22 protein-coding genes and 1 pseudogene are annotated in these 25,203 nt (G+C 69.5%); 12 read left to right on the top strand and 11 right to left on the bottom strand.

Going from position 1 to position 25,203, the window contains the following annotated elements; genetic code table 11:
- The first annotated feature begins 17 nt into the window (after positions 1 to 17).
- From TPAU_RS16245 to TPAU_RS16230, 4 genes are all read left to right on the top strand, one after another.
- Positions 18 to 974 (top strand): phosphotransferase enzyme family protein, encoded by a 957-nt coding sequence (locus TPAU_RS16245; protein WP_013127838.1) that lies wholly within the window; start codon positions 18 to 20, stop codon positions 972 to 974.
- Positions 971 to 2,257 (top strand): aspartate aminotransferase family protein, encoded by a 1,287-nt coding sequence (locus TPAU_RS16240; protein ID WP_013127837.1) that lies wholly within the window; start codon positions 971 to 973, stop codon positions 2,255 to 2,257. The genes TPAU_RS16245 and TPAU_RS16240 overlap by 4 nt, the downstream gene beginning before the upstream one ends.
- Positions 2,258 to 2,359: 102 nt before the next feature.
- Positions 2,360 to 2,785 (top strand): VOC family protein, encoded by a 426-nt coding sequence (locus TPAU_RS16235; RefSeq protein WP_013127836.1) that lies wholly within the window; start codon positions 2,360 to 2,362, stop codon positions 2,783 to 2,785.
- Positions 2,785 to 3,759, top strand: a complete 975-nt coding sequence (locus TPAU_RS16230; protein WP_013127835.1) for an RNA polymerase subunit sigma-70 — start codon at positions 2,785 to 2,787, stop codon at positions 3,757 to 3,759. The genes TPAU_RS16235 and TPAU_RS16230 overlap by 1 nt, the downstream gene beginning before the upstream one ends.
- 9 nt (positions 3,760 to 3,768) lie before the next feature.
- Here TPAU_RS16230 and TPAU_RS16225 read toward each other — a convergent pair whose 3' ends face one another.
- The 6 genes from TPAU_RS16225 to TPAU_RS22470 are packed head-to-tail and all read right to left on the bottom strand — an operon-like array spanning position 3,769 to position 11,415.
- The gene (locus tag TPAU_RS16225) at positions 3,769 to 4,443 is read right to left on the bottom strand and encodes a response regulator (protein ID WP_013127834.1); all 675 of its coding nucleotides are present in this window, start codon (positions 4,441 to 4,443) and stop codon (positions 3,769 to 3,771) included.
- Complete coding sequence (locus tag TPAU_RS16220) at positions 4,440 to 7,001, bottom strand: ATP-binding protein (protein WP_013127833.1); 2,562 nt, start codon at positions 6,999 to 7,001, stop codon at positions 4,440 to 4,442. Before TPAU_RS16220 ends, TPAU_RS16225 begins: the two co-directional genes overlap by 4 nt.
- A 27-nt stretch (positions 7,002 to 7,028) precedes the next feature.
- Positions 7,029 to 7,625, bottom strand: coding sequence for a potassium-transporting ATPase subunit KdpC (gene kdpC, locus TPAU_RS16215; protein ID WP_013127832.1), 597 nt, complete (start codon positions 7,623 to 7,625; stop codon positions 7,029 to 7,031).
- 18 nt (positions 7,626 to 7,643) lie between these two features.
- Positions 7,644 to 9,671 carry a potassium-transporting ATPase subunit KdpB gene (gene kdpB, locus TPAU_RS16210; protein ID WP_013127831.1) on the bottom strand — a complete coding sequence of 676 codons (2,028 nt, stop codon included), beginning with the start codon at positions 9,669 to 9,671 and terminating at the stop codon, positions 7,644 to 7,646.
- Positions 9,668 to 11,326 (bottom strand): potassium-transporting ATPase subunit KdpA, encoded by a 1,659-nt coding sequence (kdpA, locus tag TPAU_RS16205; RefSeq protein WP_013127830.1) that lies wholly within the window; start codon positions 11,324 to 11,326, stop codon positions 9,668 to 9,670. Before kdpA ends, kdpB begins: the two co-directional genes overlap by 4 nt.
- Positions 11,326 to 11,415 (bottom strand): potassium-transporting ATPase subunit F, encoded by a 90-nt coding sequence (locus TPAU_RS22470; RefSeq protein WP_083773875.1) that lies wholly within the window; start codon positions 11,413 to 11,415, stop codon positions 11,326 to 11,328. Before TPAU_RS22470 ends, kdpA begins: the two co-directional genes overlap by 1 nt.
- Before the next feature lie 92 nt (positions 11,416 to 11,507).
- On the opposite strand from TPAU_RS22470, the gene TPAU_RS16200 reads away from it, so the two are divergent.
- Positions 11,508 to 12,713 (top strand): MFS transporter, encoded by a 1,206-nt coding sequence (locus TPAU_RS16200; RefSeq protein WP_013127828.1) that lies wholly within the window; start codon positions 11,508 to 11,510, stop codon positions 12,711 to 12,713.
- 7 nt (positions 12,714 to 12,720) lie between these two features.
- On the opposite strand, the gene TPAU_RS16195 is transcribed toward TPAU_RS16200, so the two are convergent.
- On the bottom strand, positions 12,721 to 14,325 hold the full coding sequence (locus tag TPAU_RS16195; protein ID WP_013127827.1) for a dolichyl-phosphate-mannose--protein mannosyltransferase: 1,605 nt from the start codon (positions 14,323 to 14,325) through the stop codon (positions 12,721 to 12,723).
- A gap of 15 nt (positions 14,326 to 14,340) precedes the next feature.
- On the opposite strand from TPAU_RS16195, the gene rsmI reads away from it, so the two are divergent.
- Positions 14,341 to 15,192 (top strand): 16S rRNA (cytidine(1402)-2'-O)-methyltransferase, encoded by an 852-nt coding sequence (gene rsmI / locus TPAU_RS16190; RefSeq protein ID WP_013127826.1) that lies wholly within the window; start codon positions 14,341 to 14,343, stop codon positions 15,190 to 15,192.
- On the opposite strand, the gene TPAU_RS23315 is transcribed toward rsmI, so the two are convergent.
- On the bottom strand, positions 15,168 to 15,635 hold the full coding sequence (locus tag TPAU_RS23315; protein ID WP_013127825.1) for a hypothetical protein: 468 nt from the start codon (positions 15,633 to 15,635) through the stop codon (positions 15,168 to 15,170). The two genes, rsmI and TPAU_RS23315, sit on opposite strands and share 25 nt — an antisense overlap.
- A gap of 32 nt (positions 15,636 to 15,667) precedes the next feature.
- Positions 15,668 to 16,783 (bottom strand): aminodeoxychorismate synthase component I, encoded by a 1,116-nt coding sequence (locus TPAU_RS16180; protein ID WP_013127824.1) that lies wholly within the window; start codon positions 16,781 to 16,783, stop codon positions 15,668 to 15,670.
- A gap of 114 nt (positions 16,784 to 16,897) precedes the next feature.
- On the opposite strand from TPAU_RS16180, the gene TPAU_RS16175 reads away from it, so the two are divergent.
- Both TPAU_RS16175 and metG read left to right on the top strand, forming a co-directional pair.
- Complete coding sequence (locus tag TPAU_RS16175) at positions 16,898 to 17,182, top strand: LppP/LprE family lipoprotein (RefSeq protein WP_147291104.1); 285 nt, start codon at positions 16,898 to 16,900, stop codon at positions 17,180 to 17,182.
- Positions 17,183 to 17,248: 66 nt separating this feature from the next.
- A complete protein-coding gene (gene metG / locus TPAU_RS16170) occupies positions 17,249 to 18,799 on the top strand; it encodes a methionine--tRNA ligase (protein ID WP_013127822.1) in 1,551 nt (516 codons plus the stop codon).
- Positions 18,800 to 18,816: 17 nt separating this feature from the next.
- On the opposite strand, the gene TPAU_RS16165 is transcribed toward metG, so the two are convergent.
- A complete protein-coding gene (locus tag TPAU_RS16165; RefSeq protein WP_013127821.1) occupies positions 18,817 to 19,977 on the bottom strand; it encodes a DUF7373 family lipoprotein in 1,161 nt (386 codons plus the stop codon).
- A gap of 136 nt (positions 19,978 to 20,113) precedes the next feature.
- Here TPAU_RS16165 and TPAU_RS16160 point away from each other — a divergent pair, with 136 nt between their 5' ends.
- The 4 genes from TPAU_RS16160 (at position 20,114) to TPAU_RS16145 (ending at position 24,399) form a co-directional block, all read left to right on the top strand.
- Positions 20,114 to 20,950: a TatD family hydrolase gene (locus TPAU_RS16160; protein ID WP_041944472.1), complete on the top strand. Its 837-nt coding sequence runs from the start codon at positions 20,114 to 20,116 to the stop codon at positions 20,948 to 20,950.
- Between the two features lie 118 nt (positions 20,951 to 21,068).
- On the top strand, positions 21,069 to 22,526 hold the full coding sequence (locus tag TPAU_RS23745; protein ID WP_013127819.1) for a resuscitation-promoting factor: 1,458 nt from the start codon (positions 21,069 to 21,071) through the stop codon (positions 22,524 to 22,526).
- 15 nt (positions 22,527 to 22,541) lie between these two features.
- The gene (gene rsmA, locus TPAU_RS16150) at positions 22,542 to 23,474 is read left to right on the top strand and encodes a 16S rRNA (adenine(1518)-N(6)/adenine(1519)-N(6))-dimethyltransferase RsmA (protein ID WP_013127818.1); all 933 of its coding nucleotides are present in this window, start codon (positions 22,542 to 22,544) and stop codon (positions 23,472 to 23,474) included.
- 10 nt (positions 23,475 to 23,484) lie between these two features.
- Positions 23,485 to 24,399 (top strand): 4-(cytidine 5'-diphospho)-2-C-methyl-D-erythritol kinase, encoded by a 915-nt coding sequence (locus tag TPAU_RS16145; protein ID WP_041944471.1) that lies wholly within the window; start codon positions 23,485 to 23,487, stop codon positions 24,397 to 24,399.
- Positions 24,400 to 24,405: 6 nt separating this feature from the next.
- Here TPAU_RS16145 and TPAU_RS16140 read toward each other — a convergent pair.
- Positions 24,406 to 25,125, bottom strand: a pseudogene (locus TPAU_RS16140) (ATP-binding cassette domain-containing protein); the annotation flags it as partial.
- Positions 25,126 to 25,203 lie beyond the last annotated feature (78 nt).

Raw genomic sequence — 25,203 nt, 5'->3', positions numbered from 1 at the left:
ACGATGAAGGTGGTGAAGTGACGCGGGCCCCGGATCGGGACATCGCGGCCCGCCTGCTCGCTCCGGTCTGGCCCGGTGTCACTGTCGAGCCTCTCCTGGAGAGCGAGAACGCGACCTTCCGCGTGCGCGGCGGTCCGCGCGCCGCGGTATTACGGCTGCATAGGCCCGGCTATCAGAACGATGCGGCCATCACCTCCGAACTCGACTGGATCGAGGCGCTGCGCCGCGATACCGGCGTCCCCCTCGTCGAACCCCTGCGCACGAACGCGGGGCGGGTGCTCGCCGATCCGGTAACCCGCCGCCGGGCCGTGCTCTTCGCGGAGCTCCCCGGCGGGCCCGTTCCCGAGGAGCAGCTCGACGCGGCCCACTTCACCGCGCTCGGGGACATCGCCGCGACTTTCCACGATCACGCCCAGCACTGGGACCGGCCGGCCGGTTTCACCCGCTTCTCCTGGGACGTCGACGATACGATCGGCCGGCGCCCGCGGTGGGGCGACTGGCGTGCCGGACTCGGTGTCACGCCGGGACATCGCCGGGCCATCGCCCCCGCCGCCGCCCGAGCGGCCGAACGTATCGATGCGCTCGGCCGCACCCCCGACCGGTACGGTCTGATCCACGGTGACCTGCGCGCCGCGAACCTCATCACCGCCGGGCCGGGCTTCACCGTGATCGATTTCGACGACAGCGGATTCGGCTGGCACCTGTTCGAATTCGCGGCGGCGGCCTCCTTCGTGGAAACCGATCCCCGATTGTCCGAGTGGGCGGCTTCCTGGACGGCCGCGTACCGTCGGCGCCGCGCGCTACCGGACGACCACATCGCATTGCTCCCCGACTTCGTGATCCTCCGGCGTTTGCAACTGCTCGGCTGGCTGGGTACCCACGCGCAGGTACGGGAAGCGGATCCCGGATTCGCCGACGGCACCGTCGAACTGGCGCAGGCGTACCTGGCCGGGCGGCTACTCTCGAGCACGTGAGCTTCTCGGAATCGGTCGCCGCGCACGTGGTGCGCTACGGCGGCACCTTCGCGCCCCTGCCCATCGACCGTGCCGCGGGATCGTACGTCTACTCGGGGGATCGGCGCTGGCTCGACTTCACCTCGGGGCAGATGAGCGCCATTCTGGGGCACAGCCATCCGGCCATCGTGGCGACGGTGCAGCGGGAGATCGCGACGCTCGACCACCTGTTCTCGGGCATGCTCTCGCCGCAGGTGGTGATCCTGGCCGAGCGGCTCGCGGCAACCCTGCCGGACCCGCTGAGCCACGTCCTGCAGCTGACCACCGGCGCCGAATCCAACGAGGCCGCGCTGCGGATGGCCAAGCTGTACACGGGTAAGCATGAGATCGTGAGCTTCTCGAAGTCCTGGCACGGTATGACCGCCGGTGCCGCCGCGGCGACCTACTCGTCGGGGCACAAGGGCTACGGGCCCACCGCGCCCGGTAACTTCGCGCTGCCGACGCCGAACGCTTACCGATCCCGGTTCGTCGACGCCGCGGGCAAGTACGACTGGGAGTCGGAGCTGGACTTCGGCTTCGAGCTCATCGACGCGCAGTCGACGGGCTCGCTGGCCGCGTGCCTGGTGGAGCCGATCCTCAGCTCCGGCGGCATCGTCGACGTGCCCGTCGGGTACCTCGCGGCGCTGAAGCGCAAGTGCGAGGAGCGGGGCATGCTGCTCATCGTGGACGAAGCGCAGACCGGCCTCTGGCGCACCGGCGCCGCCTACGCCTTCGAGCGCGACGGCATCGTGCCCGACATCCTCACGCTGTCGAAGACGCTCGGCGCGGGCCTGCCCATCGCCGCGGTGGTGACCTCCGCCGAGATCGAGCGCGTGTGTCACGAGCGCGGCTTCCTGTTCTTCACCACCCATGTCAGCGATCCGATGGTGGCCGCGGTTGCGACGACGGTCCTGGACGTACTGGGCGACGGTGCCGCGGAGGGCGTCGCGAGCGAGGTCGCTGCCCGCGGTGCGCGGCTGCGAGCGGGACTCGACGAGCTGGCGGCGCGGCACGAGGCGATCGGCGATGTCCGCGGCCGCGGCCTGATGCAGGGCATCGAACTGGTCACCGACCGCGACACCAAAGAACCCGCCGACCACCTCGGCAAGCAGGTGACGCAGCGCTGTTACGACCGCGGTTTGCACATGAACGTGGTCCAGCTACCGGGGATGGGGTCGATCTTCCGGATCGCGCCGCCGCTCACCGCGACGGACGCCGAGATCGACGAGGGGCTGGAGATCCTCGATTCGGCCCTCACCGGGTAGTCGAGAAAAATATTCTGTCGAAGCGATGAGTTCCGCCGCGCAGACCGGTCTAACCATGTGACGGCATTCGAGAGCGGATGCCACGACACCAGGAGAGACACCATGCACAAGATGATCTTCGTGAACCTGCCCGTCGCCGATGTCCAGCGCTCGCGCGACTTCTTCACCGCGGTCGGTTACACGATCAACGAGAACTTCAGTGATGAGAACGCGCTCGCGGTCGAACTGGGTGAGAACATCGCGGCCATGCTGCTCACGACCGAGTTCTTCGGCACCTTCCACGAGGCCACCACCGCCGTGCCCGGGCACAAAGAGGTGCTCGTGGCACTGAGTGCCGAGAGCCGTGAGGAGGTCGACGCCGTGGTGAACCGGGCCGTCGCGGCCGGCGGTAAGGAGGGGCGCTCCGAGGATCACGGCTTCATGTACGGCCGTTCCTTCGACGATCCCGACGGCCACGGTTGGGAGATCATGTGGATGGACCCGGCCGCCGCCGAAGCCGGCCCCGAGCACGTGGCCGCGCAGGGCTGATGACCGTCGCCGACGCGGGCTTCGACGAGCTCACCGCACCGTTGCGCGCTGAGCTGCTCGCCCACTGCTACCGGATGTCCGGATCGGCGTCCGACGCCGAGGACCTGGTGCAGGAGACCTACCTGCGGGCGTGGAAGGCGTTCCACCGCTTCGAGGGCCGGTCGTCGGTGCGCACCTGGATGTACCGCATCGCGACCAACGTGTGCCTCACCGCCTCCCAGACCCGGCGGGTGCTCCCCGTCGGGCTGGGCGGTGAACCGGCCGATCCGCTGGAGCCGGTGGCACCGTCGACCGAGGTGTTGTGGCTCCAGCCGCTCCCGGATGCCGCGCTCGGCGATCCGGGGGAGAGCATCATCGTGCGCGAAAGCATAGGGCTGGCGATGGTCGCGGCACTGCAGGGCCTGCCCGCGAAACAACGCGCGGCTCTCATCCTGCGCGATGTGCTCGACTTCTCCGCGGCGGAGACGGCTGCCGCGCTGGAGACCACCGTCGCGTCGGCGAACAGCGCGCTGCAACGTGCCCGTGCCTCGATCGGCGCGGGCGCTCCGCAGGAGGGACGCAAGGCCGCCGAGCTCGACGATCGCGAGCGGGCGGTGTGGCAGGAGTTCTGCGCCGCCTTCGAGCGGCACGATATCGACGGCGTGGTGCGGGTACTCGCCGCCGACGCCACCTGGGAGATGCCGCCGATCCCGGGCTGGTACCGCGGCGCCGAGGAGATCGGCATGCTTTCGCGTACCCAGTGCCCCGCACAGGCCGCGGGCGATCTGCGGATGATCCCCACGGTGTGCAACGGCCTTCCCTCCGCCGCCATGTACCTGCGCGATGGCGGCAGCGATGTATGGCGGCCCTTCCAGCTGGATGTGCTCACGTTCACCGACGGCGCCCTCACGCACGTCTCGGCGTTCCTCGATCCCGCGGAGCTGTTCGTGCTCGCCGGGTTGCCGGCATCGTTGGGGCCGGCCGACCCGCGCTGAAGGACGGCGTTACGGGATGAAGCGGTACCCCATCCCGGGCTCGGTGACGAAATACCGGGGGTGCGCGGGGTCGGGCTCCAACTTGCGGCGCAGCTGCGCCAGGTACACCCGCAGGTAGTTCGTCTCGCGCGAGTACGACGGGCCCCACACCTCGTGCAGCAGGGTCTGCTGCGAGACCAGGCGATCGGCATTGCGCACCAGCACGTCCACGATCTTCCACTCGGTGGGCGTGAGCCGCACGGGCTTACCGTCGCGAGTCACCGTCCGCGCCTCGAAGTTCACCTCGAAGGCATCGGTGACCACCGGCGCCGGCGCATCCACCAGTCCCGTCCGCCGCACCTGCGCCCGCACCCGGGCGAGGAACTCGTCCATACCGAAGGGCTTGGTCACGTAGTCGTCGGCACCGGCGTCGAGCGATTCGACCTTGTCGTCGCTCCCATGCCGCGCCGACAGCACGATCACCGGTGACGCGCAGAACTCACGCAGCTTGGACAGCACCGTCACCCCGTCGATGTCCGGCAGACCGAGATCGAGGATCACGACATCGGGCGTCCGCTCGCGGGCGATCTGCAACGCCGACCGGCCATCGGTCGCCGTCTCCACCTCGTAGCCTCGGGCCTTGAGATTGATCCGCAGCGTCCGGCAGATCGCCGGCTCGTCGTCGACCACCAACACGAACGTCACGACATCTCCTTCGGTTCCGGCGAGACCGGTTGCGCCGCCGGTAGGTCGACGATCATGGTGAGGCCGCCGCCGGGAGTGTCCTCCGCGGTCAGCGTGCCACCCATCGCTTCGGTGAGGCCGCGCGCCACCGCCAGGCCCAGTCCCACACCGTTCCCGGCGGGGGCGTCGCCCATCCGCTGGAAGGGCGCGAACATGGCCTCACGCTGCGCCTCCGGGACGCCCGGACCGTGATCACGCACGTGCACCTGCAACCGGTCGCCGGTATCGGGCGTGTGCACTCCCGATACGCCCACCGTCACCGGTTTGCCGTCCGAATGGCGCACCGCGTTCTCCACCAGATTCGCCAGAACCCGTTCCAACAGTCCGGGATCGGCGTACGCGGTGGGAGCGTCGTCGGCGAACTCGAACGACAGGTCCGCATCGGGCAGAGCCGTCCAGATCGCGGGCAGTACCTCCTCGATGCCCACCTCGCGGGTGAGCAGCGTCAGCGAATCCGACTCCAGCCGCGACATGTCCAGCAGATTGCCCACCAGCGAATCGAGCCGGTCCGCGCTCTCCTCGATGGTTTCGAGCAGCTCCGCCTCGTCTTCCTCGGACCATTCGACGTCGTCGCTGCGCAGCGAGGTGACCGCCGCCTTGATCCCGGCGAGCGGCGTCCTCAGGTCGTGTGAGACGGCGCTGAGCAGCGCCGTCCGTGCCCGGTTGCCCTCGGCCAGCGCCCGCGCCCGGCTCGCTGCCGCCGACAGCGCCTCCCGGTCCAGGCGGGCCGCGGCATGCGCCGCGAACGCCACCAGCAAACCGTGCTCCGACGCCGACAGCGGCGGACCGTTCACCGCGAGCGCCACGGTGTCGCCGATGAGCGAGGAATCGGTTGCCTCCTCCGGGGTCGACGGGGCGTCGCCCTCGGCGGCCACCACCGTCCACGGATCCGACGGTGCCTCGCGGCGCAGCAACGAGGCGCCGCGCAGGCTGAAGGTGGCCACGGCCTGATCGAGCAGAGCGGGCAACACCGCCTGTCCTTCCCGATCGGCGGCGAGCAGGGTGTCCGCCAAGCCGGAGAGCACATCGGCCTCGGCCCGGGCCCGAGCCGCGCGGGCCGTCTGCCGGGCGGCGAGCGAGACCACGCTCGCGACGGCGATCGCGGTGAGCACGAACATCACCACCGCGAAGACGTTCTCTCCCGACGAGACGGTGAACGTGTACAGCGGCGGCGCGAAGTAGTAGTTGAGCAGCACGGACCCGAGCAGCGCCGCGGGCACCGCCGGCCGGATGCCGCCGACCAGGGCGACCGCCACCGTCAGCATCAGATAGAGCATCAGCTCGGTCGCGAAGGAGTGATAGTCCCGGGTATTGGCGAGCACGGCGGTCAGTGCCGGGGGACCGGCGAGCGCCAGCACCCACCCGGCGATGGTGCGCCGCGTCCCCAGCAGCGCCGAATCGGAGCGATCGAGCCGCGGCAGGCCGCGGCGGCGCTGCGAGACCGCCCGCTCGTGCGTCACCACGTTCACATCGATATCGCCCGAACCGTCGATCACCGCGTCCGAGACCGAGCGCCGCAGTAGCGAGGCGACCGGCCGGTGCCGGGACTGGCCCAGCACGATCCGAGCCGCATTGATCGACTGCGCGTACTGCAGGATCGCCGCTGCCACATCGTCGCCGGTGACGATCTGGAAGGTTCCGCCCAGCGATTCGGTGAGCTGCCGCAACTGGGTGAGCGCGGCGGGCGAGGCTCCGGAGAGCCCGTCGCTGCGTGCCACGTACAGCGCCTTGAGTTCGCCGCCCGCACCCTTCGCGGCCAGTCGGGCGCCGCGGCGCAGGAGCGTCGCACCCTCGGGGCCTCCGGTCAGGGCGACGACGGTGCGGTCGCGGGTGGGCCACACGGTCGAGATGCCCTGAGCACTGCGATACTGCTCCAGCTTCTCGTCGACCCGGTCGGCCAGCCACAGCAGAGCGAGTTCCCGCAAGGCCGTGAGGTTTCCGACGCGGAAGAAGTGGGAGAGCGCGGCGTCCACCTTGTCCGGGGCGTAGATGTTGCCGTGCGCCATGCGCCGGCGCAGCGCCTCCGGCGTCATGTCCACCAGCTGCACTTGGTCGGCGGCGCGCAGTACCGCGTCCGGGATCGTCTCGCGCTGGCGCACGCCGGTGATCGATTCGACCACGTCGCCGAGCGATTCCAGGTGCTGGATGTTCACCGTGGTGATCACGGTGATCCCCGCCTCGAGCAGCTGGGCGATGTCCTGCCAGCGCTTGTCGTTCCGCGATCCCGGTGCGTTGGTGTGCGCGAGCTCGTCGACCAGGGCCACGGTGGGGTGCGCCGCGATCACCGCGTCGGTGTCCATCTCCTCGAGCACGGCGCCGCGGTAGTCGACGCGTCGGCGTGGGATCACGTCCAGGCCGAGGACCTGTGCCTCGGTCTGCGGCCGGCCGTGGGTCTCGACGTAGCCCACCACCACCGACGTACCGCGGGCGGCCCGGCGTGCGCCCTCGGTGAGCATGGCGTAGGTCTTGCCCACGCCCGGAGCGGCGCCGAGGTAGACGCGTAGCTGCCCCTTCGGCATCGCTCCTCCGTTACTCGTTCCGGTCCGCTACTTCGAGCTCAGGGCCAGGTTCAGAGTCACCACATTAACCCGTTCCTGCCCGAGGTAGCCGAGCTGACGGCCCTGCGTGTGCTCACCGACCAGCGCGGTGACCCGCTCGGCACTGAGGTTGCGCGCCTGTGCGACGCGCGCCACCTGCTGCCGCGCGTACGCGGGGGAGATGTACGGGTCGACGCCGGAGAAGCTGGCGGTCACCGCATCGGCGGGAACCTCGGCGGGCGCCACGGGGTTTCCGGGAACGGAGTCCTCCGCCGCGATCCGCGCTCGCCGCTCCTCGATCTGCGCCACCAGCTTGTCGCTGAACGGGCCGAGGTTGGAGCCGCCGGTCGCGGTGGTGTCGTAGTCGGATGCCGAGGGCCGCGCGTGGAACCACTGCGGACCGTCGAACTCCTGCGCCAGCAGCTTCGAGCCGACCACCTGGCCGTCACGCTCGATCTGCGAGCCGTTGGCGGCATTGGAGAAGGCCACCTGTCCTACGCCCCAGATCACCAGCGGGAAGATTCCGCCCAGGATCACGGTGAGTACGGCGAACATGCGCAGTCCGGCGAGGAGCTGACGCGGTGCGGTACTGAAGACGTCGTTCATGTCTTTTCTCGTCCCTTCCTAGGACAGGCCCGGCAGCAGCGAGACCACGAGGTCGATGAGCTTGATTCCGATGAACGGCACCACGATTCCACCGAGGCCGTAGATCGTGAGGTTCCGCGCGAGCAGCTTGTCCGCCGCCTTGGCGGTGTACTTCACGCCGCGCATGGCGAGCGGGATCAACGCCACGATGATCAGCGCGTTGAAGATCACCGCCGAGAGGATCGCCGACTGCGGACTGGACAGCCGCATCACGTTGAGCACGTCGAGCTGCGGGGCGAGCGGTACGAACATCGCGGGGATGATCGCGAAGTACTTCGCCACGTCGTTGGCGATGGAGAAGGTGGTCAGCGCACCGCGGGTGATGAGCAATTGTTTACCGATCTCCACCACGTCGATCAGCTTCGTCGGGTCGGAGTCCAGGTCGATCATGTTCCCGGCCTCCTTCGCGGCCGAGGTGCCCGTGTTCATCGCGACGCCCACATCGGCCTGCGCCAGCGCGGGCGCGTCGTTGGTGCCGTCGCCGGTCATCGCGACCAGCCGGCCGCCCTCCTGCTGCCGCTTGATCAACGCCAGTTTGTCCTCCGGAGTGGCCTCGGCGAGGTAGTCGTCGACGCCGGCCTCGTCGGCGATGGCCTTCGCGGTGAGCGGATTGTCGCCGGTCACCATCACGGTGCGAATGCCCATGGCGCGCAACTGCGCGAACCGCTCGGCCATGCCTTCCTTGACCACGTCCTTGAGGTGCACCACGCCGTGCAGGTGCGGCGCCGCGCCGGGTTCGGCGTAGGCCACCACCAGTGGGGTGCCGCCGGATGCCGAGATCTCGTCGACGATCAGCCGTATGTCTACCGCGCCCAGCGTCTCGGTGCTGCCGTGCTCCGCCGCCACCCAGGCGAGCACGGCGGCGGAGGCGCCCTTGCGGATTCGGGTGCCATCGGGCAGGTCCACACCGGACATGCGGGTCTGCGCGGTGAACGGCACAACGGTGCCGAGCTGCACCGTCGGGACCTCGTGCCCCTGCGCCTCGGCGAGGTCGACGATGGAACGGCCCTCCGGCGTCTCATCGGCCAGCGAGGCCAGGAGCGCGTTCCCGGCGAGCGTGTACTCGTCGACACCCGCGACCGGGTGGAAGGACGTGGCCCGGCGGTTGCCGTAGGTGATGGTGCCGGTCTTGTCGAGCAGCAGCGTCGACACATCGCCGGCGGCCTCCACGGCGCGTCCGGATTTGGCGATCACGTTGCGCTGCACCAGCCGGTCCATACCGGCGATGCCGATCGCCGAGAGCAGCGCCCCGATCGTGGTGGGGATCAGGCACACCAGCAGCGCTACCAGCACCACGATGTCGATCTGGCCGCCGGAGTAGATCGCCATCGGCTGTAGCGTGGCCACGGCCAGCAGGAAGATGATGGTGAGCACCGTGAGCAGGATGTTGAGCGCGATCTCGTTGGGCGTCTTCTGCCGGTTCGCGCCCTCGACGAGGCCGATCATCCGGTCGATGAAGCTCTTGCCGGGTTCGGTCTTGATCTCGACCACGATCCGGTCCGACAGCACCCGGGTGCCGCCGGTCACCGCGCACCGGTCGCCGCCGGATTCGCGGACCACGGGTGCGGATTCGCCGGTGATCGCCGATTCGTCGACGGTGGCCATACCCTCGACGACATCGCCGTCGCCGGGGATCACTTCGCCCGCTTCGACGATCACCAGATCGCCCACGTGCAATTGGGATCCGGCGACCTGCTCCTCACCGGTCGCGGTCTTGCGGCGGGCCACCGTCTCGGTCTTCGCCTTCCGCAGCGATTCGGCCTGGGCCCGGCCGCGTCCCTCGGCGACGGCCTCCGCGAGGTTCGCGAACAGCACCGTCGCCCAGAGGAAGACGGTGACCGACCACGCGAACACCGACGGGTTCACGACGGCCAGCGCCGTGGTGTACACCGAGGACAGCCACACCACGAACACCACCGGCTGGCGGATCTGCGTGCGGGGATCGAGCTTGGCGACCGCGCGGGGGAGCGCGGACTTCAGTTCAGCCGGGCGCAGCGCAGCGCTCACCGGGTCACCTCCGAGATCGGCGCGAGCGCGAGGGCGGGCACGAACGTCAGTCCGGCCACGAGCACCACGACGCCCACGGTGAGGCCCACGAACAGCGGGCGGTGGGTGGGGATGGTTCCCGCGGTGGTCGGCACGGGATGCTGCTTCGCGAGCGCACCGGCGAGCGCGAGGATCGCGACCATCGGAGCGAATCGGCCGAGCAGCATCGCGGCGCCGAGGGTGTAGTTGAACCACGGGGTGTCCACGGACAGCCCGGGGAAGGCGCTGCCGTTGTTGTTGGCGGCGGAGGCGAAGGCGTACAGCACCTCCGACAGTCCGTGCGGACCGTCGTTGGCCATCGCGGCGGTGCCCTGGTCCTGGATCACGGTCGATGCCGTGCCCACGAGGACCAATGCCGGCATCACCAGGATGTACAGCGCCGCAAGGGTGATCTCCTGCCGGCCGATCTTCTTGCCCAGATACTCGGGGGTGCGGCCCACCATGAGGCCGCACAGGAACACGGTGAGTACGGCGATCACCAGCATGCCGTACAGGCCCGAGCCGACCCCGCCGGGACTGACCTCGCCGAGCAGCATGTTCACCAGTGCGGCGCCGCCGGCGCCCGGGGTGAGACTGTCGTGCGAGGCGTTCACCGCACCGGTCGAGGTACTCGTCGTGGCCGTCGCGAACAGCGCTGTGCCCCACTGCCCGAACTGCAATTCCTGCCCCTCCAGCGGTGCGCCCGCCGCACGCGGCGCGGTGCCTTGTCCGGCTAGCTGCGACCAGGTCGAAATCGCCAGGGAGATCGAGAAGATCACCCCCATCGCGCCGAGGATCGCGTAACCCTGCCGGTGACTGCCGACCAGGTTGCCCAGCATCCGGGGCAACGCCACCGGGATCAGCAGGATCAGGAAGATCTGGAACAGATTGGTCGTCGCCGTCGGGTTCTCGAACGGGTGCGCCGAATTCGCGTTGAAGTAGCCGCCGCCGTTGGTGCCCAGCAGCTTGATCACCTCCTGGGAGGCGACCAGGCCACCGGTGAGCACCTGCTTGCCGCCGTCGATCGTGGCGATCTCGGTGCGCTGCCACAGCGTCTGCACCACGCCCTGCGCCAGCAGGATCACCGCACCGATCACCGAGATCGGCAGCAGCACGCGCACTGTGATGCGGGTCAGGTCCACCCAGAAGTTGCCGAGCCGGTCGGTGCGCGAGCGCACGAAGCCACGGATCAGTGCCACCGCGACGGCGATGCCGACCGCCGCGGAGACGAAGTTCTGCACCGCCAGCCCCACGGCCTGCGCGACGAGGTTCGCCATCGATTCGCCGCCGTACCACTGCCAGTTGGTGTTCGTGACGAACGAGATCGCCGTGTTCAGAGCCTCATCGAAGCGCCACTGCCGCGGGTGGAAGCCGGGCAGCAGGCCCTGGGCCAGCAGCAGGATCGTGAGCGCGATGATGCTCACGGCGCTGAACGCCAGGGCCGCCACCGCGTACGTGCGGTATCCCTGCTCGGCCTCGGGGTCAGCGCCGACGATCTTGTAGACGGCGCGCTCGACCCGCCAGTGCCGGGTCGTGGTCACCACGTGAGCGAGGTAGTCGCCCAGCGGGCGGTAGCAGATCGCCAGGGCGGCGACCAGCGTCACGATCGTCAGGATGCCCGACGAGGTGTTTCCCATCAGAACTGCTCCGGGCGCAGCAGCGCGTAGAGCAGGTACGCGAGGGTGAGGATCGCGGCCGCGAGGGCCAACGCGTTGGAGATGTCCATGGGCTCCACCAGACACCTCGAATCGGACGACAACGGCCGTCGTTAACGGCCCCCATGCGGGTCTTAACGCCTTCTTGACGGATAATTCTTCGGTGACCGAACCCACCGCCAGCCCGACCCCACGGCAGCGGATCCCGGCGGAGGTGTGGGTGCTGGTCGCGGCCAGTTTCGTGATCGCCCTCGGCTACGGCGTCGTCGCGCCCGCCCTGCCCGCGTTCGCCCGCACCTTCGATGTCAGCATCACCGCGGCCTCCGCCGTGGTGAGCGTGTTCGCCATCATGCGGCTCGCCTTCGCACCCGCCACCGGCCCGCTGGTGCGCCGCCTCGGCGAGCGATCGGTGTACATGGCGGGCCTGCTCATCGTGGCCGCCTCGACCCTCGCGGTGGCCTTCGCCCAGACCTACTGGCAGTTGCTGCTCTTCCGCGGCCTGGGTGGCGTCGGTTCGGTGATGTTCACGGTGTCGGCGATGGGACTGATGATCCGGATCGCCCCGGCGGAGATCCGGGGCCGGGTGGCCGGGGTGTACTCCTCGAGCTTCGTGGTCGGCAGTATCTGCGGGCCGCTGCTCGGCGGCGCCCTCGTGGGCTTCGGCCTGCGCGTGCCCTTCGTGGTGTACGCCGTGGCTCTCGTGGTCGCCACCGCGGTGGTGTGGCTCGCGCTGCGCAACTCCCGGCTGGCCCAGCCCGCGGCAGAAGATTCGGGACCGGGGACAACGGTGCGTGCGGCGCTGCGCGACTCCGCCTACCGGGCGGCGCTGTTCACCGCGGTGACCTTCGGCTGGGTGTATTCCATGCGGGTCTCGCTGCTCCCGCTCTTCTTCGCCGATGTGCTCGGTCAACCCGCCGCCATCGCGGGCTACGCGCTCGCGGCGTACGCACTCGGTGACGTGCTCGCGATGTTCCCGGCGGGCCGGGCGTCCGACCGGTTCGGCCGTCGCCCGTTCATCGTGACCGGCATGCTGGTGATCGCGGTCGGTACCGCCGCGCTGGGATGCACCGATTCGGTGGTGGTCGCGTTCGCGGTGACGGTGCTCGCCGGTTTCGGCACCGGTCTCGTCGCTCCGACCATCCAGGCCTCGCTCGCGGATGTGCTGCACGGCAAGGCTCGCGGCGGCAGTGCACTCTCGTCGTACCAGATGGCGCAGGATGCCGGAACCATCAGCGGCCCCCTCCTGGCGGGCGTGATCGCCCAATACTTCGGTTACACCTGGGCGTTCGTGGTCACCGCGATCCTCTGCGTGCTCGCCGCCGTGGCGTGGCTGCTGGCCCGCGAGACCAGGGTCGTCGTCACTGCGTGACGCGCCGCTACTGCCAGCTCGGTAGCCACAGCTCGAGCCGCCACCACCACACCGGAATCGGCGCCGCCGTGAGGATCGGCCACAACCAGGCGAAGTTGAGCACCACCAGCGTGGTGTACAGGACTACCACCCATTGGCCCAGTTGCCGGCGCTCGACGCCGAAGTACTGCGACCGGCCGTCCAGCCCCATCACCTCGCGGCAGATCAACGCGATCATGATGCACAGGAAGGGCATCAGGGTGAGTGCGTAGAAGTAGTACATCTGCCGGTCGAGATTGATGAACCACGGCAGGTAGGTGGCGAAGTACATGGTGACCGGCGCGGCGTAGGCCCAGTCGTGTTTGACGACCATCTTCCACAGCGCCCAGAGCACCACCGGCACCGCGATCCAGGTGAGCGCAGGTGTGCCCACCGCCATCACCGCGCGCACACACGGCCCGTCGCCGCACATCCCACCGGCCTGATCGGAGGTGTAGTGGTAGAGCATCGGACGCAGGCCCATCGGCCAGGTCCACGGCTTCGACTCCCACGGATGGTGATTGCCCGCCGAATTGGTGAGGCCGTCGTGGAAGCTGAGGATCGTCTGCTCGTAGTAGATCAGTGAGCGCAGCGAATCCGGTAGCCAACTGAGAGCACCGCCGGTGGGCACCTGATTGCCCACCGCGTACCGGAAGACCGCGGTCTCCGACGCGAACCAGGCCCAGAAGGTACCGAGGTACACCAGCACCGGGGTCACGGCCAGCGACATGCCCGACGGCACCACATCCCGCAGCAGGGTGCCCAGCCACGGCTTCTGCACCCCGTAGGCGCGCCGGTTCGCCACATCGAAGGCGAGCGAGAGCGCCAGGATGCCGATCAGGAAATACAGGCCGGACCACTTCACTCCGCACGCCAGCCCCACCATCAGGGCCGCCGAGAACCGCCACCAGCGAAAGCCCAGCCGCGGTCCGTACGGAGAATCGTCGATCCGACCTTCGGTCGCCGCCCGGTGCAGCCGTTCGCGCATCCGGTCGCGGTCCACCAGGATCATCGAGAACGCGGCGAAACCGAAGAACACCAGGAAGATGTCGAGCAGGGCCACCCGGGACGAGACCATGGTCAGGCCATCGCACACCAGGAACAGGCCGGCGAGGCCGCCGATCAGGCTCGACCGGGAGAGCCGGCGCGCCGCACGCACCACCAGGAACACCAGGCCGATTCCGCAGACCGCGGACATCACACGCCAGCCCATCGGGCCGTAACCGAAGAGCCACTCTCCGATCGCGATCATCCACTTACCCACGGGCGGGTGCACGATCAACCCGAAGCCGGGGTTGTCCTCGATCCACCGGCCGCTGTCGAGCACTTGCCAGCCCTGGGGTGCGTAGTGCTTCTCGTCGAAGACCGGGGTCTGTACCGCCCGCGTACCGAGGAAGCCGTCATTGCTCGGGTAGTTCAGCATGAACAGCCGCGTCGCCGCGGCCAGCGCCGTCACGGCCAGAGTCACCACCCAGCCGAAACCGCGGTCGCTCGCGCCGAAGACGGCAGGCGGCAGCGTCGGGCCCGGGCTCACGACGGCCCGTACTGGAGGGCGCTCGTCAGCGGGCGTTGCCAGTGCGGTCACCCGCCCCATCGTAGGGTGTAACTCGTGGGATCCCCGGAGGTGCAGGGCGGTGCGGGTGTTCTGGTGGTGGCCGGGGTACCGATGGGTAACCCGGGTGATGCCACCGCGCGACTGATCGCGGCGCTGGGCGAGGCCGACATCGTGGCGGCGGAGGACACGCGGCGCGCCCGCACCCTCGCCGCTGCGCTCGGTGTCGAGCTCCGCGGCCGGGTACTGAGCTTCTACGACCACAACGAGCAGGGCCGCATCCCGCAGCTTCTGGACGAGATCGCGGGCGGCGCCCGCGTCCTGCTCATCACCGACGCCGGCATGCCGTCGGTGTCCGATCCCGGATACCGCCTGGTCGCCGCGGCCGTCGACGCCGGGCATCCGGTGACGTGCCTGCCCGGGCCGTCGGCGGTCACCACCGCGCTGGCGTTGTCGGGACTGCCCGTCGAACGGTTCTGTTTCGACGGTTTCGCCCCGCGCAAGCCCGGCGCGCGCCGCAGCTGGCTCAGCGAACTCGTCACCGAGCGGCGTGCGTGCGTCTTCTTCGAATCGCCGCACCGCATCGCCGAGACGCTCGCCGATGCTGCCGAGGTGCTCGGTGCCGACCGCCGGGCGGCGGTGTGCCGGGAGCTCACCAAGACCTACGAGGAGGTGCGGCGCGGCGGTCTCGGCGAGCTCGCCGCGTGGGCGGCCGACGGAGTGCGTGGCGAGATCACCGTGGTGATCGCCGGTGCCGCACCCGCGTCGACCGACCCGGCGAATCACGTCGCCGAGGTGCTCCGCCGGGTCGCTGCGGGGGAGCGCCTCAAGGACGCCTGTGCGGCTGTCGCCGCGCAGATCGGGGCATCACGGCGCGACCTCTATCAGGCGGCACTCGCCGCGCGCTGAGTCAGGATCAGTCGCAGCAGCCCAGCCACCACGATGGCGCCGACCGCGAGGTCCAGGTAGTGGCAGGCCATCGCGCCGAGGTAGCTGGGACCGCCCCACGCGTTCACCGTGAAATTCGGGTCGAGTCCGGCGAGCACCTGCACGCCGGCGCGGAAGGCGGCGAACACCAGTAACCCGAGCAGCGGCAGCGCCACCGTGATCCGCAGTGCCGTCAGCGCCGGGCGGCGCGGCTGCCAGCGGTGCCGCACGACGTAGACGACGAGCGCCGCACCGATCGCGGCCACGGCGGCGTGCTGCGGCCACGCAGCGGTCCACCCGACGAACCCGGCGACCTGCGGATCGCGGTGCATATACAGCCATCCGCCGAATGCCAGTCCCGTGAGGAAGGCGACGCCGAGCACGAGGAGAACGGTGCGCACCGCACCGTCGCGGAAGTCGATCATGGTTCGAGCGTGCGGGCGACGAGCGCCGCCCGTCATCCCTCCTGAGAGGGATATCCCACGATCGACGACGCCTTGTCCAGGCACTCCCGCCACTCCGCGTCGGGGTCCGAGTCGATCGTGATCCCGCCGCCGACCCCCAGCCGCAGGTGCCCGTCGCGGATCTCGACGGTGCGGATCGCCACGTTCAGGTCCAGACCCGTGCTGGGATGGTCGATGCCGATCGCGCCGCAGTAACTGCCGCGGGTGTGCTTCTCCCAGTCGGTGATCCGCTCGCGGGCTGCGAGCTTCGGGGTGCCGGTGACCGACGCGGGAGGGAAGGTCGCGTCCAGTAGATCGGCACGGGAGGCGTCGCTGCGGCGGCGCGCGGTCACGGCCGAGACCAGGTGCCACACCCCGGGCGCGGCCTCGATCCGCAGCAGTTCCGGGGTACGGACGGTGCCGGTTTCGGCGACCCGGCTCAGATCGTTGCGCACCAGGTCCACGATCATCACGTTCTCCGCGACGTCCTTGATGCTGGCACGCAACCGTTCCGGTGGCTGGTGCAGCGGAAGTGTTCCCTTGATCGGGCGTTCGGTGAGCAATCCGTCCCGCTCGGTGAGGAAGGTCTCGGGCGAGAACGAGGCCACCGCGCCCCAATCACCTTCCAAGTACGCAGCTTTCGCGGGCGAGGTGTGAGCGGCTATATCGGCGAACAGGTCCAGCGGATCGCCGTCGAGGTCGCCGTCGAACCGGGTGCACACGTTCACCTGGTACACATCACCCGCCCGGATCGCCTCCTGGCAGGCCAGCACCGCCGCCCGGTGATCGCGCCTGGGGGGCGTCCGCCACGCGGCCGACCACGGCGCCGCGGGGCCCGGCACCGTCGGGATCCGAAAGGTGGGATCGGTGCTCTCCCAGGTGCCGTCACCGCGCCGCAAGAGCAAGGGGCCGGGGTCGCCGCCGATCACCTCCGGCAGCAGGCGGCGGTCGCTGTGCACCTGGTCGGGATATCCGATCAGCCCGAGCCACGGCGCACCGTCGGGTAGGCGGCCGGGGGCGAGTACCGGGGTGGGCGCCACCACCGCGGTGAATCCGCCCCACGATCCGAGCAGCGCCGCGGGGCGCAGGCCGCGCCCGCGCAGCGCCCGCAACAGCTCGACCGGATGCACCGCGCCATCGTGCCATGCCGTCTCAGGGCGGATATGGGTGGTTCTCCCGATGTGCGCGACCCGCCCGGGGCGAGAGGGTGGAGACGAACTTCGAATGGCCGACATGAGCAGAGGGTGACCATGAATCGCGTGATCGACGGAGGTGCCGCGCTGGGCGGCCGGCTGACCTGGGTGCACGTGGCGCACGGCGGCGCCCGCAGCCAAGTGCGGTTCTACGTCGACGGCGAGAGCGCCGGCACCGCGGCATCCGAACCCACCGCGGATACCACCGTGATCGGCGTGGACCACGGCGTGGTCTACGTCCAGTACGGCCGCGATATCGCCCGCTTCCGGCTCACCGCCGACGGTGCCGTCGAGAGCCTCGACGCGGTGCCGGTGGACGGCGTCCTCTCCGCCTGAGCAGGTTCGAATCGGGGTGGGTGCTGCGCAAACGGGCTTGCGGCACCCCGATAAGCTGGGCCCATCATGGCTGCAGACAAGGCTTTCTACGTCACCACGGCGATCGCGTACCCGAACGGCGTGCCCCACATCGGGCACGCCTACGAGTACATCGCCACCGACACCATCGCGCGGTTCAAGCGGCTCGACGGTTTCGACGTCTTCTTCTTGACGGGGACCGACGAGCACGGCCTCAAGATGCAGCAGGCCGCCGCCAAGGAGGGCATCGAGACCAAGGCGCTCGCCGACCGTAATGCGGCCGCCTTCGAGGCGCTGCAGCGCGCGGTGGGCTCGACGTTCGACCGGTTCATCCGCACCACCGACACCGATCACTACGCGGCCTCGCAAGCGATCTGGGAGAAGCTCGCCGCACGCGGAGACATCTACCTCGACACCTTCGCCGGGTGGTACTCGGTGCGTGACGAGGCGTACTACGCCGAGGACGAGACCGCGCTGCTGGAGGACGGCACCCGCGCCGCGATCTCGACCGGTACTCCGGTGGAGTGGACGGAGGAGGCCTCGTACTTCTTCCGCCTGTCGGCGTACCAAGACAAGCTGCTGGAGCTGTTCGAGACGAATCCCGGGTACCTCGAGCCCGCGACCCGCCGCAACGAGATCGTCAGCTTCATCAAGGGCGGCCTGAAAGACCTGTCGATCAGCCGCACCACGTTCGACTGGGGCGTTCCCGTGCCCGGCGACCCCGATCACGTCATGTACGTCTGGGTCGACGCGCTCACCAACTACCTCACCGGGTCCGGCTACCCGGACACCTCGTCCGAGCAGTTCGCCCGGTACTGGCCGCCGCGCCTGCAGATGATCGGCAAGGACATCATCCGGTTCCACGCCGTGTATTGGCCGGCCTTCCTGATGAGCGCCGGGATCGAGCTGCCCGAGCGAGTCTTCGCCCACGGATTCCTGTTCAACAAGGGCGAGAAGATGAGCAAGTCGGTCGGCAACGTGGTGGACCCGTACCAGCTGATCGCCGCCTACGGCCTCGACGCGGTGCGCTTCTTCCTGCTCCGCGAGGTCAGTTTCGGCCAGGACGGCAGCTACAGCCACGAGGCCATCGTGGGCCGGATCAACGCCGACCTAGCCAATGAGCTCGGCAACCTGGCGCAGCGGTCGCTGTCGATGATCAATAAGAACTGCGCCGGAACCGTCCCCGCTCCGGGCGAGTTCACCGCCGACGACACGGCGCTGCTGGCCAAAGCCGACGACCTGCTCGCGACGGTGCGGCGCCACGTCGACCAGCAGGCGCTGCACCTGTACCTGGAGTCGATCTGGGCCGTGCTCGCCGACACGAACCGCTACTTCTCGGCGCAGGAGCCGTGGAAACTCAAGGCGTCCGATCCGGCGCGGATGGCGACGGTGCTGTACGTGACCGCCGAGGTGGTCCGCCAGGTTGCGCTGCTGCTGCAGCCGGTGATGCCGGAGTCGACGGAGGAACTGCTCACCCTGCTGGAGCAGCCGCGCGACGAGCGGACCTTCGAGGCCGTCGCCACCCGGCTGCGGCCCGGGACCGCCCTACCGAAGCCGCAGGGCGTGTTCCCGCGCTACGTCGAGCCGGACGCCGACTAGGCCACACCTCGCCCGGGTTACCGCGCGTTCGCCAGAACGGCGAACTGCGCGGCGCCCATCTGCTTGGCGATCGCCTCGTTCCGTGCGTTCACAGTGCCCAGGTAGCGGCCGACCGGCACGTAGCAACGGAAATAGCCGGAGGCGGTGTCGTTGCCGCAGATCACCGTGGACGGGAGTCCGGCGATCTGGGCGATCGGCTTGTCCTTCGCCGCCAGCGACCTGGCGAGAGCGATAGCCGCCTGGTCGTCCTTCGTGCGATACACCACGCTGCCCGCCTGGGCGACCAGGTCGATGCCGGCGTCGCGGTAGCGGCCGGCCTGGGAGATGTCCGGAATCCGGTGCAGCAGACCATCGAGGCCGAAGTACCCGGTCGACAGCTCGGGATCCTGTTCGCTGCTGGCGAGCGGCAGGGTCCGGCTGAGCACGCCGTCCTTATCGGCGGGGAGGGCGGCGATCTTGTCGTTCGGCGTAGGTGTGAAGGAGCGGAGCTTGGGAAGTTCGAGCTGGTAGGCCTTGTTCACGAAGGCGGTAGCCGCGTCGGTGGTGGGCCCGGTGCCGCTGACGTTGATCACGAACTGTCCCTCGGCGAGGTAGCTGTCGACGGTGCCCTTCTTGAACTCGCTGGCCAGTACCTTCGGCGCGCCGGTGATGGTCACCGGCGGCGCGGCCGTGGTGGCCTTCCGGATCGCCTCGACGGCCTTGATCGCGTTCTGCGGGCTCTCGAACCGGTACAGGCCGACGCGTACCGCGACCGTCGGGTTCTCGAGTGCGTCGCCGCGGGTGGTGGTCATGCCCACCTGCATCTGGTTGTCGGTGAACGCGTCATAGGTCGCGTCGGGAACACGTTGGTTGAGCTGGATGCCGCTGAGCACCGGGAACGAGCGCAGCGCGGCGCCGCCGATGGTCAGGCGCGGATCGATCTGGTCGACCTGGATCAGTGCGTCCGCCATCCGGTTACCCTCGACGATCCGCGCGGTCTCGTTCGACGCGGGCGCGATGGTGCGGGGCGTGGTCGGGTAGGTGCCGGTATCGAGGCCGGCGGGTACCGCCACCGACGGTGCGGCCACGGTGGACGACGAGGCGCTCGGCGCCGCGCCGGGTTCCCCGGTGACGGTGGTGCCGCACGCGGCGAGCACGGCGCTCGCGACGACCAGCACCGGCAGGACGGACTTCTTCATGGGATGTGCTCCTCGGTTCGGTTGCGCCGAGTCGACCAGCTACTGCTTCGCGGGCGCTTAACACCGGATTAAACAGGAACGGATCGAAACAGTCCCCGTGTCGGGCGCAGGCGTACGTGGGGGAACAATGACAGGCATGGGGAAGAAGAAGCCGCCGCCTCCGCTGCCCGAACCGCTGCGCGGTCTGGTCGATGCCCACACGCACCTCGACGGCTGCCGGGCTCGCACCCCCGAGGACGTGCGCACCCTGGTCGACCGCGCCGCGTCGGTGGGCGTGGATCGTGTGGTCACCGTCGCCTGTGACCTGGAGCAGGCCCGGTACGTGATCGACGCCTCGCGCTGGGACGAACGGGTGTACGCGGCGGTGGCTCTGCACCCGACCGACGCGCACCAGCTGGAGTTGGACGGCGCGCCGGAGGAACTGGAGCGGCTGGCCGCCGACCCGCGCTGCGTCGCCATCGGAGAGACCGGCCTCGACTGGTACTGGCTGGGCAAGCGCGAAGACGTGGCGACACCGGATCAGCAGCACACCGCCTTCGCATGGCACATCGACCTCGCGAAGCGGCTCGACAAGCCGCTGATGATCCACAATCGCGATGCCGATGCCGACATCCTGGCCGACCTGGAGCGGTTCGGTGCGCCGGAGACGGTGATCTTCCACTGCTTCTCCGGCGATGCGGCGATGGCCCGTGAGTGCGTCGAGCGCGGCTACGTGCTGAGCTTCTCCGGCACCGTCACCTTCTCCAACGCGACGGACCTGCAGGAAGCCGCGCGTCTGGTGCCCGACGATCAGTTCCTCGTCGAGACCGACGCCCCCTATCTCACCCCGCACCCGTTCCGTGGCACTCCGAACGAGTCCTATTGCATCCCGTACACCGCGCGATTCCTCGCGGAGCTGCGCGGGAGCACCCCGGAGGAGGTTGCGGCCTCGACCACCGCGACCGCCGAGCGTGTCTTCGGGCCACGCTTCTGACCTGCGAATATGAATGGAGACTGGCATGGCGCCAGCTTCTCCGTTACCGTACCGTGATGTAACGGCGACCGAAACGTCGCCACGTGATCACTCGCAGTCCACCATCCGGGAAGTCATAGTGCCTGAGCTCGACGCAGACAACACCACAACGGCGGATCAGCGAGACGGCGCCCAGTCGGGCCCCGAAGTCCTCCCCGCCACCGGTCAGCGCACCGCGGAATTCGATGTCGCTCGCGTGCAGCGGCGCATCTCCGGAATCGACGGCAGCACCGTCGACCTCCAGGTCGACCAGGAGATCCTGGACCTCGAGGCCGAGGTCTACGGCGACGAGGCCGCCGACATCGCGACCGCCGAGGCCGAGCCCGCCACCGTCGAGGAGCCCGCGACCGTCGAGGAGCCCGCGACCGACGAGGCGCCCGAGACCGAGTCGGCACCGTCGAAGTCCCGTCTGCAGGGCGTAGCGACCCGCCTGGAGAACGGCCCCGTCCGCGCCCTGACCGGTGCGATGCTGGTGGCCGTGATGGCCGGCGGCGGTACCGCGGCCGCGATGTACACCGAAGTCACGGTCACCGTCGACGGCCAGCCGCGTGAGGTCTCCACGATGAGCCGCTCGGTGAAGTCGATCCTCAACTCCGCGGGTATCGCCGCCGGCGCGGACGACAAGGTGACCCCGGCGCTGAACCAGTCGGTCTCCTCCGACCAGCCGATCACCGTGCAGCACGCCCGCGATATCGCGGTCAACGTCAACGGCACCGTGCGCACCGTCAAGACCACCGACCTGTCGATGGGGGCGGCGCTCGCCTCCGCCGGCCTGGGGGATCCCAAGAACTTCGTCTCGGTTCCCGCCGACGCACCGGTCCCGCTCGACGGTGCCGCCGTCTCCGTGGTCACCCCGGTTCCGCTGGTGGTCACCGATAGTGGCACGAAGGTCGAGGCCTCCGCCGCCGGCCGCACCGTGGGCGAATACCTCGCCAAGATGGGCGCCCCGCTGATCCAGCAGGACTCGGTGACTCCCGCCGCGTCGGCCCCGATCCGCCCCGGCATGACCATCAACGTGGTCCGCAACCGTGTCACGGACGTCACCGTCTCCGAGCCGTATACGGCGCCGCCGAAGAAGATCGACGATCCGAAGCTGACCAACGGCAAGACCGAGATCAAGGATCCGGGTAAGCCCGGTAAGCAGGACGTGCAGTACCGCGAGCACGTGGTGAACGGCAAGGTCGTCTCCCGCGAGAAGCTCTCGTCCACGGTCACCGAGCCGGGTGTCCCGGGCGTGACCGCCGTGGGCACGGCCCCGGGTGCGCCGTACGTGCCCCAGGGTTCGGTGTGGGACAAGCTGGTGCAGTGCGAGTCGACCGGCAACTGGTCGATCAATACCGGTAACGGCTTCTACGGCGGGGTGCAGTTCGACTACGGCACCTGGCTGCGGCACGGCGGCGGCAAGTACGCGCCGCGCGCCGACCTCGCGACCCGCGAGGAGCAGATCGACATCGCGCGCAAGACGCTCAAGGCGCAGGGCTGGGGCGCGTGGCCGTCCTGCTCGTCGAAGCTGGGCCTGTCCGGCAACTCGGAGTAAGTAGACTCAGCCGTTGTGACCGGCGCCGAATTCAAGAATCAGGCTCGACTGCTCGGCCCCGCGGAGATCCGCGGCCTGGCCGGGCAGTTGTCCGTTCGGCCCACCAAGCAGCTCGGGCAGAACTTCGTCCACGACCCGAACACGGTGCGCAAGATCGTCGCCGCCGCGGGCGTGCGACCCGACGACATCGCCCTCGAAGTCGGTCCCGGCCTGGGCTCCCTGACCCTCGCGCTGCTCGACGCCGCCGCAGCGGTGACCGCCGTCGAGATCGATCCCGTACTGGCGCAGCAACTTCCGCAGACAGTGGGCGACCGCGCTCCCGAGCTCGCCGGCAACCTCACGGTGATCGGCGAGGACGCGCTGAAGGTGACGGGTGAGCAGCTGGTCGCCGCGACGGGCCGTGATCGCGGTGCTCCCACGGTGCTGGTGGCGAACCTGCCGTACAACGTCGCGGTACCGGTGTTGCTGCACCTGCTCGCCGAGGTGCCCACGCTGCGTACCGTGCTGGTCATGGTGCAGCTCGAGGTGGCCGACCGGCTCGCTGCCGGCCCGGGCTCCCGGGTGTACGGCGTCCCGTCGGTCAAAGCGGCCTACTACGGCGCCGTGCGCAAGGCCGGTACCGTCGGGCGGGCGGTCTTCTGGCCCGAGCCCAATGTGGAATCGGGGCTGGTCCGGATCGATCTGCACGACCCCGCCGACCGGCCCGATGTGCCCCGCGCCGACCTGTGGGCGGCGATCGACGGTGCATTCGCGCAGCGCCGCAAGACTCTGCGGGCGGCGCTGTCCGGCTGGGCGGGTTCCCCCGCCCTCGCTGAGGAGGCGTTGGTGGCCGCGGGCGTCGACCCGCGTGAGCGCGGCGAGAAGCTCACCGTCGACCAGTTCGCGGCGATCGCGCGAGCGAAGAACGAGCGGACCGGCTTCGGCGACGATCGGGCCTGCGCCCCGTAGTCTGGACCGCGTGCTGTCCGTGGTACCCCCGTCGCTCACCGTTCGCGCGCCCGCGAAGGTGAACCTGCATCTCGGCGTCGGCGATGTGCGCCCCGACGGTTTCCACGAGTTGCAGACCGTCTTCCAGGCGTTGTCCCTGCACGACGAGGTGTCCCTCGCGCGCGCCGACGAGCTCAGTCTGCACGTGTCCGGAGAGGGCGCGCGCGATGTGCCCACCGACTCCACCAATCTCGCCGCCCGCGCGGTCGCCGCGCTCGCCGAGCGGTACGGACTCGACCCGGCGGTGCGGATCGAGATCGCCAAGGGGATTCCGGTCGCGGGTGGGATGGCCGGCGGTTCGGCGGATGCGGCGGCTGCGCTCCTCGGCGCAGCCACCCTGTGGCACCTCGACCTGTCCCGTTCCGAACTCGATGAGATCGCCGCGACACTCGGCTCCGATGTGCCGTTCTCGCTGCACGGCGGTACCGCACTGGGAACAGGTCGCGGCGAGCAACTGATTCCGGCGTTGTCCCGCGGGGAGTTCCACTGGACCTTGGCGCTGGCCCGCGAGGGTCTGAGCACCCCGGCGGTCTATCGCGAACTGGACCGGCTGCGCGAAGCCGGCGACCCGCCTCGCGCCGGCAGCCCCGACGATCTGCTCGCGGCCGTCGCCTCGGGCGATCCGAACCGGCTCGCGCCGTTGCTCGCCAACGATCTGCAGGCCGCCGCGCTCTCGCTGCAACCGGGCCTGCGCCGCACCCTGCGCGCGGGGATGGAGGCCGGGGCGCTCGCCGGTATCGTCTCCGGCAGTGGCCCGACGTGCGCCTTCCTGTGCATCAACGGTGAATCCGCCGTCGAGGTCGGCTCGGAGTTGGCCGGTGCGGGCGTCTGCCGGACGGTGCGCGTCGCCTCGGGTCCGGTGCCCGGCGCCGAAGTGCTGCGCTGATGCCGCTCAGGCGTCGAGCGCCTCGGTGAGCTCGAACCAGCGGGTCTCCTGATCGGCCAGCTCGTCCTCCAGCGCGGCGATCTTCTTCATCTCGTCGGCGAGACCGGCGTAGTCGCCCTGGTCGTGATCGGCGAGCGCGATCTTCGCCCGGTCGATCTGCTCGGTGAGCTTGGCCATCCGGCGCTCGACCGAGGTGACTTCCTTCTGGGCCGCGCGCAGCTCGGCGCCGCTCAGGCCCGACGGCGCCTTCTCCGCGGGTGCCGCGGCCGCGGCCGACACCGTGTTCTGCTGTGCGCGACGCAGCGCGAGGTACTCGTCGACGCCGCCCGGCAGGTGCCGCAGCCGTCGGTCGAGGATCGCGTACTGCTGATCGGTCACCCGCTCCAGGAAGTACCGGTCGTGGCTCACCACGATCAGCGTGCCGGGCCACGAGTCCAGCAGGTCCTCCATCGCGGCCAGCATGTCGGTGTCCAGGTCGTTGGTCGGCTCGTCGAGGATGAGCACGTTCGGCTGGTCGAGCAGGATCAGTAGCAGCTGTAGTCGGCGCTTCTGCCCGCCCGAGAGGTCCTTGACCGGCGTCGAGAGTTGCGCCGCGGCGAAGCCGAGGCGTTCGAGCAGCTGCGAGGGCGTGAGTTCCTGCGCCTTCGATCCCGAGCCCACCGTGAAACTGGTGGCGAGGTCCGCCAGAACCACCCGTACCGGATCGTCCCAGTGATTGGCTATGTCAACTGGGAGTGGCCCCACTGGGACGGTTTGATTTGGCCCCGGGCGTAGTCTGGTTCGCGGTGGGGCGGGTTGTGTCGA

This window comes from Tsukamurella paurometabola DSM 20162, from assembly GCF_000092225.1.
Taxonomy (GTDB): Bacteria; Actinomycetota; Actinomycetes; order Mycobacteriales; family Mycobacteriaceae; genus Tsukamurella; species Tsukamurella paurometabola.
This window is presented reverse-complemented; position numbering and strand designations above follow the sequence as displayed.